The sequence below is a fragment of the Comamonas sp. HJ-2 genome, from assembly GCF_053615495.1.
Genome location: NZ_JBSIFD010000003.1, coordinates 105,183 through 120,714, shown reverse-complemented (window position 1 = coordinate 120,714; position 15,532 = coordinate 105,183). Strand labels below are relative to the sequence as shown.

17 protein-coding genes are annotated in these 15,532 nt (G+C 62.8%); 11 read left to right on the top strand and 6 right to left on the bottom strand.

Translation table 11 applies throughout. From position 1 onward, the window contains the following. Positions 1–78: 78 nt before the first annotated feature. The gene (locus tag ACWGXF_RS04030; RefSeq protein ID WP_012840283.1) at positions 79–477 is read right to left on the bottom strand and encodes a winged helix-turn-helix transcriptional regulator; all 399 of its coding nucleotides are present in this window, start codon (positions 475–477) and stop codon (positions 79–81) included. A gap of 163 nt (positions 478–640) precedes the next feature. Between ACWGXF_RS04030 and ACWGXF_RS04025 the strand changes: the two genes are divergently transcribed. Next, positions 641–1,648 (top strand): zinc-dependent alcohol dehydrogenase family protein, encoded by a 1,008-nt coding sequence (locus ACWGXF_RS04025; protein WP_256629179.1) that lies wholly within the window; start codon positions 641–643, stop codon positions 1,646–1,648. A gap of 814 nt (positions 1,649–2,462) precedes the next feature. Here the strand turns inward: ACWGXF_RS04025 and ACWGXF_RS04020 are convergent. The 3 genes from ACWGXF_RS04020 to ACWGXF_RS04010 form a co-directional block, all read right to left on the bottom strand. Beyond that, the gene (locus ACWGXF_RS04020; protein WP_045839359.1) at positions 2,463–3,527 is read right to left on the bottom strand and encodes a sensor histidine kinase; all 1,065 of its coding nucleotides are present in this window, start codon (positions 3,525–3,527) and stop codon (positions 2,463–2,465) included. After that, positions 3,520–4,338 carry a hypothetical protein gene (locus ACWGXF_RS04015; RefSeq protein ID WP_087865938.1) on the bottom strand — a complete coding sequence of 273 codons (819 nt, stop codon included), beginning with the start codon at positions 4,336–4,338 and terminating at the stop codon, positions 3,520–3,522. Before ACWGXF_RS04015 ends, ACWGXF_RS04020 begins: the two co-directional genes overlap by 8 nt. Before the next feature lie 234 nt (positions 4,339–4,572). Beyond that, positions 4,573–5,148 carry a flavin reductase family protein gene (locus ACWGXF_RS04010; RefSeq protein WP_452101693.1) on the bottom strand — a complete coding sequence of 192 codons (576 nt, stop codon included), beginning with the start codon at positions 5,146–5,148 and terminating at the stop codon, positions 4,573–4,575. A gap of 103 nt (positions 5,149–5,251) precedes the next feature. On the opposite strand from ACWGXF_RS04010, the gene ACWGXF_RS04005 reads away from it, so the two are divergent. From ACWGXF_RS04005 to ACWGXF_RS03970, 8 genes are all read left to right on the top strand, one after another. Next, entirely contained in the window at positions 5,252–5,626 is a 375-nt protein-coding gene (locus ACWGXF_RS04005) for a VOC family protein (RefSeq protein WP_003072386.1), read from the top strand. Positions 5,627–5,877: 251 nt separating this feature from the next. Then, positions 5,878–6,120 (top strand): hypothetical protein, encoded by a 243-nt coding sequence (locus ACWGXF_RS04000; RefSeq protein ID WP_003066979.1) that lies wholly within the window; start codon positions 5,878–5,880, stop codon positions 6,118–6,120. A gap of 132 nt (positions 6,121–6,252) precedes the next feature. Beyond that, the gene (locus tag ACWGXF_RS03995; RefSeq protein WP_256629173.1) at positions 6,253–6,864 is read left to right on the top strand and encodes a class I SAM-dependent methyltransferase; all 612 of its coding nucleotides are present in this window, start codon (positions 6,253–6,255) and stop codon (positions 6,862–6,864) included. Positions 6,865–6,936: 72 nt separating this feature from the next. Beyond that, entirely contained in the window at positions 6,937–7,719 is a 783-nt protein-coding gene (locus ACWGXF_RS03990; RefSeq protein WP_012840278.1) for a hypothetical protein, read from the top strand. Between the two features lie 81 nt (positions 7,720–7,800). Further along, the gene (locus ACWGXF_RS03985; RefSeq protein ID WP_256629170.1) at positions 7,801–8,637 is read left to right on the top strand and encodes a tRNA-uridine aminocarboxypropyltransferase; all 837 of its coding nucleotides are present in this window, start codon (positions 7,801–7,803) and stop codon (positions 8,635–8,637) included. A 155-nt stretch (positions 8,638–8,792) separates the two neighbouring features. Next, positions 8,793–9,755, top strand: a complete 963-nt coding sequence (locus ACWGXF_RS03980; protein ID WP_054074308.1) for a transporter substrate-binding domain-containing protein — start codon at positions 8,793–8,795, stop codon at positions 9,753–9,755. Positions 9,756–9,805: 50 nt separating this feature from the next. Beyond that, positions 9,806–10,576: a sterol desaturase family protein gene (locus tag ACWGXF_RS03975; protein ID WP_003066987.1), complete on the top strand. Its 771-nt coding sequence runs from the start codon at positions 9,806–9,808 to the stop codon at positions 10,574–10,576. A 434-nt stretch (positions 10,577–11,010) separates the two neighbouring features. Beyond that, complete coding sequence (locus ACWGXF_RS03970; protein ID WP_087865009.1) at positions 11,011–12,114, top strand: acyltransferase family protein; 1,104 nt, start codon at positions 11,011–11,013, stop codon at positions 12,112–12,114. A 5-nt stretch (positions 12,115–12,119) separates the two neighbouring features. Here ACWGXF_RS03970 and ACWGXF_RS03965 read toward each other — a convergent pair whose 3' ends face one another. After that, the gene (locus ACWGXF_RS03965) at positions 12,120–12,791 is read right to left on the bottom strand and encodes a DUF924 family protein (RefSeq protein ID WP_256629158.1); all 672 of its coding nucleotides are present in this window, start codon (positions 12,789–12,791) and stop codon (positions 12,120–12,122) included. Between the two features lie 277 nt (positions 12,792–13,068). On the opposite strand from ACWGXF_RS03965, the gene ACWGXF_RS03960 reads away from it, so the two are divergent. Further along, positions 13,069–13,599 carry a hypothetical protein gene (locus ACWGXF_RS03960; RefSeq protein WP_003066992.1) on the top strand — a complete coding sequence of 177 codons (531 nt, stop codon included), beginning with the start codon at positions 13,069–13,071 and terminating at the stop codon, positions 13,597–13,599. A 67-nt stretch (positions 13,600–13,666) separates the two neighbouring features. On the opposite strand, the gene ACWGXF_RS03955 is transcribed toward ACWGXF_RS03960, so the two are convergent. Continuing rightward, positions 13,667–14,476 (bottom strand): substrate-binding domain-containing protein, encoded by an 810-nt coding sequence (locus tag ACWGXF_RS03955; protein WP_452101692.1) that lies wholly within the window; start codon positions 14,474–14,476, stop codon positions 13,667–13,669. A 163-nt stretch (positions 14,477–14,639) separates the two neighbouring features. Here ACWGXF_RS03955 and ACWGXF_RS03950 point away from each other — a divergent pair, with 163 nt between their 5' ends. After that, on the top strand, positions 14,640–15,524 hold the full coding sequence (locus ACWGXF_RS03950; protein ID WP_256629155.1) for a LysR family transcriptional regulator: 885 nt from the start codon (positions 14,640–14,642) through the stop codon (positions 15,522–15,524). The last annotated feature ends 8 nt before the right edge of the window (positions 15,525–15,532 follow it).

The following is a 15,532-nucleotide window of genomic DNA, read 5'->3' as shown; positions in this document are numbered from 1 at the left end:
GCAAGCTTTTGCAGCCTGCGGGCTTTTTGCTGTCAACTTATTGAAACTGATAGCTTTAGACGCTTGATGGGTAAGCGCTCAAGCCTGTTTTTGCTTCAAGTCTGGCAGGCAGCTTGCGCTGTTCTGATCCGCGTCGTGCATGGGCTCGGCCTGAGCAAAGTTCTTGCTGTAGGCGATGCCCCAGTTGCGCATGGCGATCAGCACCGGCTGCAGGCTGCGGCCCAGCTCGGTCAGCGCATAGTCCACGCGCGGCGGCACCTCGGCATACACCGTGCGCTCGACGATGCCGGCTTCTTCCAGCTCGCGCAGCTGCAGCGTCAGCATGCGCTGGGTAATGCCGGGGATGGCACGGCTCAGCTCGCCAAAGCGCTTTTTGCCATGCAGCAGCTGGAACAGAATGATGGGCTTCCAGGTGCCGCCCATGACCGACAGCGTCACCTCCACGGCGCAGCCGCTTTTGCTGTTCAATCGTTTCATGGGCACCTCGCTGCAGCTCCAAAGTGCAAGCATCCTAGCGCCAGCCCGCATTCATGCATTGCTTACATTTTTAATACTACCCAACAAATATGTTGGTACTGGTGGAGGCTGCGCATTGACGGCACCATGCAAAGCATCTGTTTCACCTCTTGAGGAGCACTCCATGAAAGTCATGCAACTGGCCGCGCCCGGCGGTTTCGAAAACCTGAAGCTTGTCGAGCTGCCCGCACCCGCGGCGCCTGCTGCGGGCGAGATCCAGGTGCGCATTCACGCCAGCTCGCTCAACTACCATGACCTGGGCGTGGTGCGCCGCCCCGGCGCGGCGGCCGACGGCCGCATCCCCATGGCCGACGGCGCAGGCCTGGTCACGGCCGTGGGCGCAGGCGTGACGGAATTTGCCGTGGGCGATGCCGTCGTCTCCACCTTCTTTCCGCAATGGCTGTCGGGCCGCCATGTGCCCTCCGACTTCCAGCTCGTGCCTGGCGACGGCGTGGACGGCTTTGCACGCGAATTCGTGAACCTGCCCGCCACCAGCTTTACCCATGCCCCCGAGGGCTGGAGCCATGCCGAGGCCGCCACGCTGACCACGGCCGGCCTCACGGCCTGGCGCGCGCTGGTGGTGGACGGCCATCTCAAGGCCGGCGACACCGTGCTGGTGCTGGGCACGGGCGGCGTCTCCATCTTCGCACTGCAGATGGCCAAGAGCATGGGCGCCACCGTCATCGCCACCACCTCCAGCGCGGCCAAGGCCGAGCAGCTCAAGGCATTGGGGGCCGATCTGGTGATCAACTACAAGGAGCAACCCGAATGGGGCGACGCCGTGCTGGCCGCCACCGGCGGTCGCGGAGCCGACATCGTGGTCGAGGTCGGCGGCCCCGGCACCTTGCCTCAATCCATTCGCGCCTGCGTCGTGGGCGGCCATATCGCGTTGATCGGCGTGCTGACCGGTTTTGCGGGCGCCGTGCCCACGGTGGAGATGATGCGCAAGCAGCAAACCCTCAAGGGCCTGATCGTCGGCAGCCGAGAGCAGCAACAGGACATGGTGCGCGCGCTGGAAAACTTCGGCTGGAAGCCCGTGATCGACAGCCGCTATCCGCTGGAGCAGATGGTGGCGGCCTTCGAGCACCAGGCAGCGGGCAAGCACTTTGGCAAGATCTGCCTCGAATATTGATGGCTGATGGCGCTTTGTGCGCCTGGGCTTGAGGCTGATTGGGCATGTGGTTCTTGAGGGGCCACATGCCTTATTTGCTTTCAGAGGGCGGGTCTCGGCCCGCCTGCCGACTCACTTTCTTGCTTGTGACGGAAGGCCGCCCCCAAGAAAGTGAGCAAAGAACACAGCTCCTGCTGCCCACGTTCCCTTTGCTGCGCTACGGGGCAGCCTGCGCCGTCAAGCTCTTGCTGCTTGCGGCAAAGCTCACTGCGCGCTTTCAGCGCTCCGTTCAAACAGGTTGCCGCAGATTTGAAGTTGAAGCGTCTGCACTCTACGGTGCAGCCGCCAGGACCAAGAGGCCGCCATCACAGGCGTGGGCAAAAGGGGCAATACCGGATGCGGGATAGCTTCTTTGTGCTTTTGATAGCTGCTTTCGTTTGCTGAATAAGCGTTGTGGGTCAATTTCGCCACAACTCTTGCCGGCTGCCTGCTCCCACCCGTGTGTCTGCGCCTGCGGCACGCGGTTCGGGCTGAGGGCATTGGCACCGCAGAGTGCCAATGCATCGTGAACAAATTTGCGGCAACCTGTCTGAGCGGCGCGCGTAGTGCAAAGCGAGTTTTGCCGCACCGCAGCCTGAAATGCGTGGCGCAGGTTTGCCCGGAGGCGAAGCCGCAGGGACGCGGACAGTCGGGTTGTGCTCTTTGCTCACTTTCTGGCGCGCCAAAAAGTGAGTCGGCAAGGCGGGCCGAGACCCGCCCTCTGAATTCAAACCAAGCAAAGCGCTAAAAAGAATAGCTATAGCCGCAAGCTAGGCAAGCCCCACAGCCCAAAAACTCAATCCTCAGAACCCAACACCACCCGCGCCGTCAAAGCCGTCCTCCCCGGCGACGACTCAATCCCCAGCAGTCCGCCGACCCGCGCAATGCGCACAGCCATGGAGCGCATCCCCACGCCCAGACCCGATGCATCCACGGCCTGCACATCAAAGCCTACGCCGTCGTCCTCGATCTCCAGCAGCAGCTCCTGCGCTTGGGGCTGCACCAGGGACAGGCGCACATGACGCGCCTGGCTGTGCTTGATGACATTGGTCAGCGCCTCTTCGATCAGCCGGGTCAGAGCCAGGTATTGCAGCGCGTTGGGCGGCTGACTCCAGCTTTGCGGAAACTGCCAGTCGCAGCGCACACCCAGGGCCTCGAACAGATCGTTGAAGCGGCGGCGCAAGGGGGCCAGCCATTCCTGTGGAGTGGCTGGCACGCGCACCTGGGCCGAGGCGTTGCTGTCTATGCTTTGGCGCAGATCGTTGCGGATGAGCTTGAGCATGGACAGCACCTGGGGCCGGGTCATGGCATCGCTGCCCTGCTCGACGGAAGCAATCATATGGACCAGCTCGCCGCCCAGGCCGTCGTGCAGGTCGTGGGTCAGGCGCAGGCGCTCCTGCAGGCGCGCGTTGGAGAGCTTCTGGGCTTCCAGTTCGGCCCGCAGATGCTCGGATTTTTTCTGCTCGGTGATGTCGAAGGTGAAGCCGATCAGCGCTGTGGGCTGGCCCTGTTCGTCGCAGAGCACATGCACCACTTCCTTGACCCAGACAAAGCGGTTGTCGCTGGTCAGCGCCCGGTACTCGGCCTCGTGATCCACACCCGCCAGGCACAGCTCCACGCAGCGCGAGACGGTTTGCTCGCGCTCGTCGGGGTGGATGCGTTCGGCCCAGTCGTTCACGGTCTCCCAGCTCTCGGGGCTCCAGCCCAGCAGATCTGCGATCTGCGGGCCGATATAGCTGTATTTCTTCGTGGTCCAGTCAATCTTGAACGGAATCGCCAGGGTGGATTCCAGCAGCGTCTGGTAGAGGCCGTTGTCCGTGTCGGGTTCAAGGGTGCGCAGGCGGGGGCGGGCTTCAAGCATGGGACGCTCCTGTCAGATCGAGAAGAGGGTGGGTGGTGGGCAACTCGTTCCAGAACCAGTAGAAATAGCCGCCTTCGGTCTGCAGCAGGGTCTGGGTTTTGACGCTGGAGCGCTCTATCCCGCGCCAGCAGGCCAGGGCCGAGTTGCGGTTGCCGTGCAGATCCAGGCAGGTCTGCCCTGGTAGATTGGGCCGGGGCGGCACATACAATGCCATGCCGCGCGGCAGCCAGAGGTCGGCGAGACAGATTTTCTGCTGCTCAGGCCAATACTTTCCCACCGAAATCACCAGCGGCAGGTGAGGGTCGATGGAGGTGAAGACATGCGGGAAATCGTGATGCTCGAGGTCGGTGCAGACCTTGCCCAGCAAGCGGTAGCCGGTTCCCTCATAAGGTGAGCGGTGTCCGGCAAACATGCCGTATTCATAGTCGACCAGCGAAAGATGTGGTTGGGGACTGGTGATGCGAATTCCCTGGCCCGGTGCTATCAGCGTCATGCCGAACGCCGCTGCAGTTTGATGCGTGACTGCAATGGCTTCGTACTCGACCTGATCGGCCTGGAACTCCAGCCGGGTCTGATTGCCGTACTTGGGGTCGGGGCGGGTGGTGGTGGCAGAAAGGACGCGGTATGCGTTGCCGATGGCGACCTTGGGGTCACTGGCGACAGGCTCAAGCAGCGTCAAGCCTGTGGGCGGCTCCGCGCAATAGTGCGGGAACCCGTGGATATTGCAGAAAAACGGTGTCTGCGACAGATCGACCGCAGTCGGCGCATCTTCTTTGATGAACAGCACGGGATCAAAAAACTCTTGCGCCATGGCCTGTCACTTCGCGGTGATTGATAGCAGAGATCGCTGCCCTGTGCGCTGCTACTGCACCGGCAGCCAGGGGGTGATTGATAGCTCAGTCAGTGCTGCAGTCTAAATCAAGGGGCTGACAAAGGCCCGGGCGCACAGATCCCGTGGGCCGCACGCCTTGCCTCTTGCGGATTTGTGCTTTGCTTTCGATAGCTGAAAGCGATTGCTGCATCATCGCTGCGACGCTGCAGAATCTTATTTCACGAGCACCGATTCGCCAATCGCGAAGAACTGCCCGCCCGCCACATAGTGCAGGGTGCGCAGCTCGGCAGGCGCGGAGCCGAACTCCCAGTGTCCATTGCGGAACACGCGCTCGTCGGCCCAGGCCGCCACGACTTCGGCGATGAACAGGTCATAGCTTTGCTGGTTGTGCGGCTCGGGGATCAGCTTGCAGACCAGCCAGGCGGCACAGCCTGCCACCAGCGGTACAGCTAAGCCCGGTGCGTCGAACAGTTGCACGCCATGTTTGACGAGTTTGTGGGGTTCGGTGACGGCGCTGTCCGTGCCTATGCCCACCGTCAGCGCGGCCTGGGGTACGGTGGGCAGTTGCACGGCAAAGAGGCCGCTGCCCTCGACCAGCGCACGCGTGCGCGTGGCCTTGTCGAGCACCACGCTGATCTTGGGCGGCGCGAAGTCGAGCGCGCAGGCCCAGGCAGCGCTCATGGCATTGCGCTCGCCCGCATGCTGGGCCGAGACGATGACCGTGGGGCCGTAATTGAGCAGGCGGTAGGACTTGTCCAGGGGAACCGGGGTGAAATGGTCTGGCAGCATGGTGGGCTGAATATGGGTGACAGAAGAGGGCGGCAAGCTCCCGTTACGATGGCTTGCCGATTTCCCATCTTCGCCCGAAACAGGGCTTTTCCAGGAGACAACCATGTTTAGCCACATCATGCTGGGTGTAAATGATCTGGAGTCCAGCAAGCGCTTTTATGACGCGCTGCTGGGTCAGCTGGGCATTGCGCCCGGCGTCGCCAACAAGAACCGCTTCTTCTACCGCAGCCCCACGGGCGTGTTTGCCATCTCCACGCCCATCAACGGCGAATCGGCCAGCTCGGGCAATGGCGCGACCACGGGCTTTCTGGCCCAGTCCACCGACCAGGTGAATGCAGCCCATGCGGCAGGCCTGGCCGCGGGCGGGGTCTCGATCGAGGACGCGCCGGGCTGGCGTGGTGACTCCATGTATCTGGCCTATCTGCGCGACCCCGACGGCAACAAGATCTGTCTGGCCTATCGCCCAGCGAAGGCATGATCCAGGCTGCCTAAACCAGGGCCGCGCAAGCGGCCCTTTTGTCTTCAGCGGTGGGGATCAAAAACAGGAGCTGTCTGCGCTTGCCGGGCAAGGCCTTGAGCCCAGAGCGGCAACAGAGAACACGGTCATGCCCGACCTGCAAGCGGTGATGCTGTGCTCGCCGCCGGTGCAAAACCGGGGCAGGCGGCACAATGGCTGCTTTGCAGCGCGGGCGGACGTCCGGGGCCTGCACCACATTCAGCAATTTTTTCATGACCAACACCACCACTCCTGCCGAAGACCATCTGTGCGACGCCTGTGCCGGCATTCAGCGCAACTGGCGCAAAGCCCCCGGCCATGCCGAACTGATGCAGCGCGGCAACCGCAAGGAGGAGCGCGGCTCGAGCACGGCGACGGTGACCCGCTATGTCTGCGAGCGCTGCGGCACGGTGTGGGACTACGAGAACAACAAGCAGGACCAGCGCAAGGGCTGGTCCGTGGTTGGCAGAATTTAACCCCCTGAGGCGCTGCGCGCCTTGCCCCGGTGGGGCCGCCCAGGCCCTTGCTGGCTGTCTCTTTCCTGAGTCAGCGTCGGTTTTTGAAGTTTCGGCGTCTTCGGGCGCCGTTTGTTTTTTGAAGGAGGCTGCGTGCAATCAGCAAGCAACGAGTGGTTTGACGAGGCGTATTACCAGCGCTTTTACTTTGACAAAAAGACCAGCGTGATCGATCCCGAGCACGCGCGGCGGCTGGGTGCGTTTGTCTGCTCGTATCTTGCGTATCTGCGCGTGCCCGTGCAGCGGGTGCTCGACGTGGGCTGCGGCATAGGCCTGTGGCGCGAGGCGGTGCAAACGCACTTTCCGGGCGTGCAGTATCAGGGCGTGGAGTTCAGTCCCTATCTCTGCGAGCGCTATGGCTGGGAGCAGGGCTCGGTGGTGGATTGGCAGCCCAAAGACGGCCAGCCTTTCGATCTGGTGATCTGCCAGGGCGTGCTGCCCTATCTGAGTCCTGCCGATTTGAAAAAGGCGCTGGCCAATCTGGGCCGGCTGTCGCGCGGCGGTCTCTACATCGAGGCCGTGGCACGCGAGGACTACGAGCGCGACATCATCGACGAGGAACTGACCGATCCGCGCCTGTATCGCCACCGCGCCGAGTTATACCGCCGCGGCCTGCAGCCTCACTTCAAGGAGCTGGGCGGCGGCGTATGGCTGAGTCGTCAGGCCGATATGCCGCTGTTCGAACTGGAGTGCGTTGGGGGCTGAAGCCTCTTGTTCTTGGTGATTTCGGGGCCTGCACCTATATTGCGGGGCTTGCGAACTCACAAGGATATGCAGATGCCTCATCGCTGGATCAAACGCTGCGGAGTCTGGACCGCTGCCATGGCTGGCGCTGCCCTGCTTCTGGCCTGCTCGGACTCCAAGACCGAAGCCACTGCGCCCTCGGCACAGGCCCCGACCGTTGCACCGGCCCCCGCGCCTGCACAGCCAGCAGCCCAGGCCAGGCGTGTGATTGACCAGTTGTTCAGCACCGAAACCATAGGCATGAATCTGGCCTATGTGGAAAAGATTGCCGGCCCGGCCATGCGCTCGGAATTCCACCGCCACCAGTTCCGCGCCGACGGCTGCGATATCACCCTGGTCAGCGACGAGGCCGACAAGGTGATCGAGTCTGTCGAGATCGATATCGCACCCAGCTGCAATCTCTCGCTCAAGAGCGTGCTGAATGTGTCCGAGGGCCAGCCCGATATCAAGCTCGGCGATCTGACCTTTGGCGGCTTCGAGCCTCTGCTGGACAGCCGCTACTACGCCGACTGCCTGACGCTGTGCGGCAATGCCGCCGACCCCGTGGTCTATCTGGAGGCCAAGGGTTCGCGCCTGACCAACTTCATCAATTATTCGGTGCAGGCCCCCATGGTGGACGGCAAGGTGCTGGATGCGACTGCCGCCTGGCGCGATGCCATGGTCAAGGCAGAGTCCGAGGACTATGTACTGGACACGCGCTTCAACTGCGAGCCGGATCGCTTCAGGAATGTGATTTCCACCGGACTCAGGAATGCCAGGCCCACGGTGTTCAGCTTCGGTCGTGGTCCGACCTTCGAGCAGGGCGACTGCGACTAAGCGGCGCTCCTGCAGCATCAGCACTGGATTTGGCAAAGGCGGGACAATCCGGGCATCTGTCCGAATCCGCTGGTGTCCGTCTTGCCTGCTTCCACGCCTTTGTCCCCTGCCGCTCTGACTCCGCAGAAAACTCTTGCCTCCACGCTGTCTCCGCATGCCGTCTCGCGCTTGCGCCAGGCGCGGCTGGCACGAAGCACGCGCCCGTTCCTGGCGCGTGGCGGCCCCAAGGGCGAGCGCTGCGAGGGCTGCCGCTTGCGCCCCTCCCACTGCATGTGCGCACTGCGCCCCGAGCTGGCCACGCGCGCGGCCTTCTGCCTGCTGATGCATGATGCCGAGCCGCTCAAGCCCAGCAACACCGGCTGGCTGATCGCCGATGTGGTGAAGGACACCCATGCCTTCGGCTGGTCGCGTACCGAGCTGGATCCGCAGCTGGAGGCCTTGCTGGCCGATCCGCAGTGGCAGCCCTATGTGGTGTTTCCCGGCGAATATGCGGAGCCTGCCGAGCGTGTGCTGGAGACGCTGGACGGCGGCGACAGCCGTGCGCTGCAGCCCGGCAGGCGCCCGCTGTTCATACTGCTGGACGCGACCTGGTCGGAGGCGCGCAAGATGTTTCGCAAAAGCCCGTATCTCGATGGCTTTCCCGTGCTCAGCCTGCACCCGGATCTGATCTCTCGCTATCAATTGCGGAGATCCAAGCGCGACGACCATTTCTGCACCAGCGAGGTGGCGGCCCTGTGCCTGGAGCTGGTGGGCGATGCCGGCGATGTGCAGGCCGGCCAGGTACTGGAGAGCTATCTGGGCGTGTTCACCGAACGCTATCTGCAGGCCAAGCACCAGCAGCCGGTCGATGAGGCCAGTAGCGCCCACCAGCGCCTGCGTGAACTGATGGGGGCAGCCACCGCCAAGCGCGACGTATGAGGCGCAGTGCAGGCATAAGCATTCCACTCAAAGCGATAAGCGAACAAGGACAATCGGCTCAGGGCCTCATGACTGCATGAGGTGTGTGCCGGATCGGGTGGGTGATAAGCGCCGATGACCAGGGGTCTCGGCGCTTTTGTTTTTGGGAGTGGGTGATGGGCATGTCCTTGAAATGGGTTGGTCTGGCAGCAGCGCTGGTATGTGCAGGTTCGGCCATGGCTGCGGGCAAGACTGAGGCGGCGAGTTCCAATATCGGCTCTGGTATCGACACGGTCGTGGATCTGTCCGCATCGCCCACGTTGCAGCGCTGGCAGGCCGGCGGCACCGTGGTGCTGGGAGTAAGAGAGGCAGCAGTTCCCATGTCCTACGCGATCGGTGCCAACGAGAAGTTCGTCGGCTATCACATGGACCTCTGCGAGCGCGTGGTGCATGCGATCGCGCCCAGGGCCCAGCTCAAATACATGGTGCTGACGCCGCAGAACACCATGCCGCTGATCAATAACGGCACGGCCGATTTCAATTGCGCCAGCATGACCAACAACCTCACGCGCCAGAAGCAGGTGGCGTTTGGTTTGACCACCTATGTCAGCGAGGTGCGCATGGCCGTGCGTGCCGACTCGGGCATCACCTCGTTCAAGCAGCTGCAGGGGCGCAATGTGGGCGCCATCACGGGCACGACGGCGGTGCAGATTCTGCGCAAATACGCCAGCGACAACGAGCTGAACTTCAAGACGCTGATGAGCAAGGATCAGTTCGAGAGCTTTCTGATGCTGGAGTCGGGTCGCGTCGATGCCTTTGTGCTGGACGACAACATGCTGGCCGGCGTGATCGGCCAGAGCAAGAATCCCAAGGGCTACAAGATCGTGGGCGAGGTGATTGGTGCCGAGCCGATTGCCATCCAGTTCAGCAAGAACGACCCGCAGATCAAGAAGGCCGTGGACGGCGCCATTTTGCAGATGATCCGTTCGGGCGAGCTGCACAAGCTCTACAACAAATGGTTCATGCAGCCCATTGCGCCCAAGAACGTGAACCTGAACCTGCCCATGGGCGAGGTGCTCAAGAAACAGCTGGCCGCGCCCAACGACACGCCGCTGGAGCAGTTCGTATTGCCCCAATAAAGCACTGGAGCGGCGCCAGTCGATAGACTGCATGGCAAACCTCAAGGGGAATGATTGCCGTGCTGGAGTACCTGGTCTATCCGCTGATTGCGCTGCTGTTCGTGGCAGTCTTCACGCGCGAGGTGATTGCGCCCGCCTCGCGCAATCTCTGCGACCGGCGCTGGCTGATCTACAGCAGCGCCCTGGGCGCGCTGACGCTGGTCTGCACGCTGGCGCTGGGCTGGTTGCTGGAGGAGCGCATTCGCCAGCATGCGCTGCTGGATGTGGGCGCACGCTGGAACCCGCTGCTGGTGGGGCTGCTGAGCTTTTTCATCACCAGCTTTGTCTTTTACTGGTGGCATCGCGCCACCCATGCCTCCGATCTGCTGTGGCGCGTGTTTCACCAGCTGCATCACAGCGCGCGGCGCATCGAGGTGCTGACCTCGTTCTACGCCCATCCGCTGGACTCCTGCGCTGCCATGCTGCTGAGCGTGATCTCCAGCTATTGGGTGCTGGGTGCCAGCCCGGCTGCGGCGGCCGTGGCCCTGGGGCTGACGGCGGCCTTCGACCTGTTCACCCATGCCGATATGCGCACGCCGCGCTGGCTTGGCTATGTGCTGCAGCGCCCGGAAATGCATACCGTGCACCATCAGCATGGCCACCATGCGCAGAACTACGGTCTGCCGCTGTGGGACATGCTGTTCGGAACCTGGACCAACCCCGCCGAGCGCGCGCAGAAGCTGGGCTTTGATGACGACAAGTCCGAACGCGTGGCCGAGATGCTGCTGTGGCGCGATGTGCACCAGAGTGCACCCGCCTGCGGGCGCCGCAAGTCATCTTGAAGCTTCGAATTTGATAGCTGATGATGCCGATGGGTGGAGCTCGGCATGCTGTTTTTGTTCTTAATTGTTAACACGGCTTGCCAAGACCCTGCCAGAGCCCGGCAAGCTCTGCCCCTGGTTTGGGGCGGTGGAAAAAATCTGTTCAAATTGGCCCGGTCTGTTCACCTGTCAACAGACGCCAAGCCGTCTGGCTGTGGGCATTCATAACAATCTGCCGTCTCACCGTCAGTGAGCTGAAGCAGACAAATCGCCTGCCAGGTTCCGGCCCCCCGAGCGCGTTTTCATGCGCTCAGTGACCCCCGGGTCGCTGCAAAGAGCTGTTACTGCCTCTTTGCTCAAACTCTGAATACTGCTTCAGCCATGTCTTGTGCATGGCTGTGATTGTTTGTCTGCAAGCCCGGCCCGTGCCAGGGCGAAAGGAAAGGTGTCCGGTTTTGGTGGAGTCGGCGTTCAAGCTGCGCTACAACCCAGCGCTCGATGGATTGAGAGGCATAGCCATTGTGCTGGTGCTGCTCTCGCATGCACATGCCCCGATGTTCGATGGCGCCTTCTTCGGCGTCGATCTGTTCTTCGTGCTCAGCGGTTTTTTGATCACCTCCTTGCTGCTGATGGAGTATCGGCAGCATGGCAAGCTCGATTACTGGCGCTTTTACCGTCGCCGCTTCTTCCGTCTCATGCCTGCGCTGGCACTGTTCCTTGGAGCCTACTGTGTGTTCGCGCCTTTTATCTGGCCCGATCTGACGGACATCTATTCGGACGCACTGGTCTCCATTCTCTATCTGGCCGATTACGGCATTGCCTTCTTCGACAGTCCGGACACGCTGCTGCACATGTGGTCGCTGTCGGTGGAGGAGCATTTCTATCTGATCTGGCCGCCGCTGCTGGTTCTGCTGCTGCGCAAGGCCACGCCTGGCCGAGTCTGGGCGCCGCTTGCGGCGCTGTGGCTGCTGAGTACGCTGTGGCGCATCTTCTGGGTGGTGCAGGGCCAGCAGTTCTACGAAATCTTTTTCCGCTTCGACACGCGGGCCTCGGGTCTGCTGGCCGGCGCCTTGCTGGCGGCGCTGATGATGGAGCGCCCTCAATGGATAGAGCGTCTGCAGTCGCTGCGCGCCTACACCATGTGGTTTGTGCTGGCCGTGCCGCTGATCATGGAGCTGGAGTGGGACAACCAGCACGCCATGGTCTGGGGCATCACGGTGGTGGAATGCGCGGCCCTGGTCGTGCTGTTGGCCGTGCAAAAGCCCGCGGGACTGGTCTATGAAATGCTGACGGCACCGGTGCTCATCAAGCTGGGCCAGCTGTCCTATGGCATCTACCTCTGGCATTACCCGGTGGTGCGCTATCTGCGTGCCGATTACTCCTGGCCCGTGACCGTGGTCGCAGGCCTGCTGATCTCTACCGCGCTGTCGGCACTGTCGTTCTACACGGTGGAGCGCTGGGCCATGCGCCACCGCGACCTGGGAGCGAGCAAGAAGCCTGAGCGCCAGCCTCAGGCACGCCAGGAACCCGCGCTGCGCGAGGCTACGCGCGGCTCGTGATCGCCCTAGAAGCCTGAGCCGGGCTGGGCCAGGTACTCGGCCTCTTGGGCGGTGCTGGCGCGGCCCAGAATGCTGTTGCGGTGAGGGAAGCGGCAAAAGCGCTCTATCACCACCTGATGGCGATGGGCGTAGTCCAGCGTTCCGGCCAGATATTCGCGCAACTCGGCGTCCTTGGCGCTCTGCAGCAAAGCCTCGAAGGCGGCCACGCTGCGTTGCTGCATGGCCGGGTCTTCGGCATGTTCCAGCGGCAGATACATAAAGACGCGGGCAACCTCGGGCAGTTGTTGGTCGCTGCCGGCGTCGATTGCCTGTAGCGCCAGTGCCAGGGCCTGCGCGTCACCTGCAAAGCTCTTGGGAGTGTTGCGATGGATATTGCGCGTGAACTGGTCCAGCAGGATCACCAATGCCAGCTGCTGCCATGGACCCTGGGTTGCCCAGTGCTGCAGTGCACCGCCCAGGGCGGCTTCCACGGCAGTGCCAAAGCGCTGGCGCAGTTCCTCGTCGAAGGCCGCCGATTTGGTGAACCACTGCGCCTTGTGCTTCAGGGCATCGGCATTGCCAGGCCTGGGGCTGCCGAACCACTGGGTCAGAACTTGGTCGGGCAGGCTGGTGTCCTGGGCGGCGGCGGTCAGCGCCTCATGGCTGACGGGAAGGGAATTTGCAGTCATGCAAATCATTGTGCATGCACTGCCGCTAGCGTTGACAGTCAACCCTGGATGGCGTCGGACGTTAGATAACAGTCTTTTACCTGCAGATTGCATCAGATAGGGAACTGCGAACACCCATCGAGACTCTGTGGAATAGCAGGCTCAGAGACAATGGGTTGATCAAAAACCATAGCTGACAGCGTTGGTTTATCAAGTGTTTGCATGGGTTTTGAATCAGGTTTTACGGAGTTCGGTGGTCGTGATGAATCGGCGCGCATGGTTGGCGGTGACAGTGTTGGGATTGGGAATGGCTGCCACGGGCTGCTCGGGCAAGTCCGTGCCCAGCAGCGTGAGCGTGAGCCAGCAGAAGCTGCAGGAGATGCTGGCCAGGCGTTTCCCCAGGCAGTTTCCCGTGGCGGGTTTGCTGCAGCTGGACCTGAAGGCGCCGCAGCTGAGCATGCTGCCCGAGCGCAATATGCTCAACGCCGTGATCCCGGCCGAGCTCAGCGGCAAGGTGCTCAAGGAGCAGTACAGCGGCCTGCTCAATGTCGATTTCGCGCTGCGCTATGAGCCCACCGACCGCACCTTGCGCGCCTACCAGATCAAGGTCAACCAGCTGAGCATGGACGGGCTGTCGCCCGCGCTCAGCGATATGCTGGGCACCTATGCCACGGCATTGGCCGAGCAGGCCATGGGTCAGGTGGTGCTCTATCAGTTGCAGGACCAGGATCTGGCCCTGGTCGATGCGCTGGCCATGGAGCCTGGCGCCATCACCGTCACCGCCCAGGGGCTGACAGTGGCCCTGGTGCAGAAGGCCAGCGCGGGCAGCAAGCGCTGAGCTGCCAGGTGGCAAAAAAGCCCGCAGGCGTCTGCCTGGCGGGCTTTTTTTCGGGGTCATGCGGCGCTCAGCGGGGCTTGGCGACGGGCTCCAGGCCGGTGTCACGAATCGTCTTGGCGGCGGCGGGCGAGGTGTAGTACTTGAGCAGTTGCTCCAGCCCCTGCGGGTTGGTTGAGGTACTGGCCGTGCCGGCCGAGAAGATGGTGTAGTGCTGCACCGAATCGGGCAGGGTGCCGACATAGCTGATGCCCTCGATGGGCAGCAGTTCGCTGACCTGCTGCAGGCCGATTTCGGCCTCGCCTCGCGCCACGATGGTGCCCACGCGCTCGGTCACGATCTTCCTGCTCTTGGGCATGACCTGATCGTGAATGCCGAGTTTCTTGAGCATCTGGGTTTCGTAGTAAGTACCGCTGGCGCTGGCCGAATAGGCAATGCTCTTGGCGTTGAGCAGCACCTGACGCAGCTTGTCCTCGCTGCTGATGTCGGGGATGGGGGCACCCTTCTTCACGGCCACGCCCACGGCCGAGCGCACCAGGTCAATCTGGGTGCCGTTGCGCACCAGGCCCTTGGCGGCCAGATCGTCGAGCGCACCGCGCGCCAGAATCACCACATCGGCCTTCTCGCCCTTGCTCAGGCGATTGGGAATGGAGGTGGGCGAGGCCCCCATTGACGAGCCATAGGCCGACTCCACCGCCAGGCCGGTCTGGGCCGTGAACTGAGGCACCAGCAGCTTGTGCGCTGCGGTGAAGCCGCCCGAGGTCATGAGACGCACGGGCTCCTTGGGCGTGCTGCTTGGCTGCTGGGCGCAGCCTGCGGCCAGCGCCACAGCGCTGATCAGCAGGGCTCGGCGGACGGTGAAAAGGGGAAACGGCTTCATCAATGTCTCTCTGTATTGGGCGGGCGGGATAGGCCTTGAACCCTTTTGGAATCAACGCAGGCAGCTACTTTCGTCATGGCTGCTGCGGCTGACCGGATTGTGAAAAGCTGCGGCTATTGCGTCCAATACCGTTTGCGTCTGGACTTGATACGAAAATCGTCCTATGGATTTGCGCCGTCTGACCTGTTTTCTGGCTGTGGCCGAGGAGCTGAATTTCAGCCGTGCGGCCCAGCGCTTGCATATGAGCCAGCCCCCGCTGAGCCAGCAGATCCGTCTGCTGGAGCAGGAGATGGGGGCGCAGTTGTTCGAGCGCTCGCGCCGCGCCGTGGCGCTGACGCCGGCAGGCCTGCTGCTGCAGGACAAGGCGCGGCAGATCGTGGAGCTGCACCAGCAGGCGGGCGAGCTGGTGCGCATGGCAGCCCATGGCCTGGCGGGGCGTTTGCGCATCGCCTTCACGGCATCGGTGCCGCTGTTTGACGAGTTCTCCACCATGTTGCGCGACTTTCGCAGCCGTCACCCGCAGGTGGAGCTGGATCTGCAGCATATGACCACGGGCGAGCAGATCGCGGCATTGACGGCGGGGCAGATCGACATCGGCTTCATGCGGCCCTCGCCGACGTTTCGCATCCCCGTGCCGATTAGGGAGCAGACGCTGTGGCGCGATGAGCTGAAGCTGGCCCTGCCGGTGGCACATGCCAAGGCGGCTGCGGGCGAAGCACTGGCACTGAGCAGCCTGGCCGACCAGCCTTTTGTGCTGCACCCGGCCGTGCTCGGCGGTGGTCTGCACGAACATATTCTGGCGCTGTGCAGCGAGGCCGGCTTTGTACCACGCATCGTCCAGCCGGCACGCGAGACCTCGACCATGATGGCGCTGGTGGCCGCAGGCCTGGGTCTGTCCATCGTGCCCAGCGTCTATGAGCGCATCTGCCCGCCCGGCGTGGTGCTGCAGCCGCTGGCCGACGCCGCGCGCCATTCGCGCATCGCGCTGGTCAGCATGCAGCAGGCGCCGTCACCCTGCGTGCAGATGTTCTGGCAGTTGCTGCGCTAGGGCGGCCT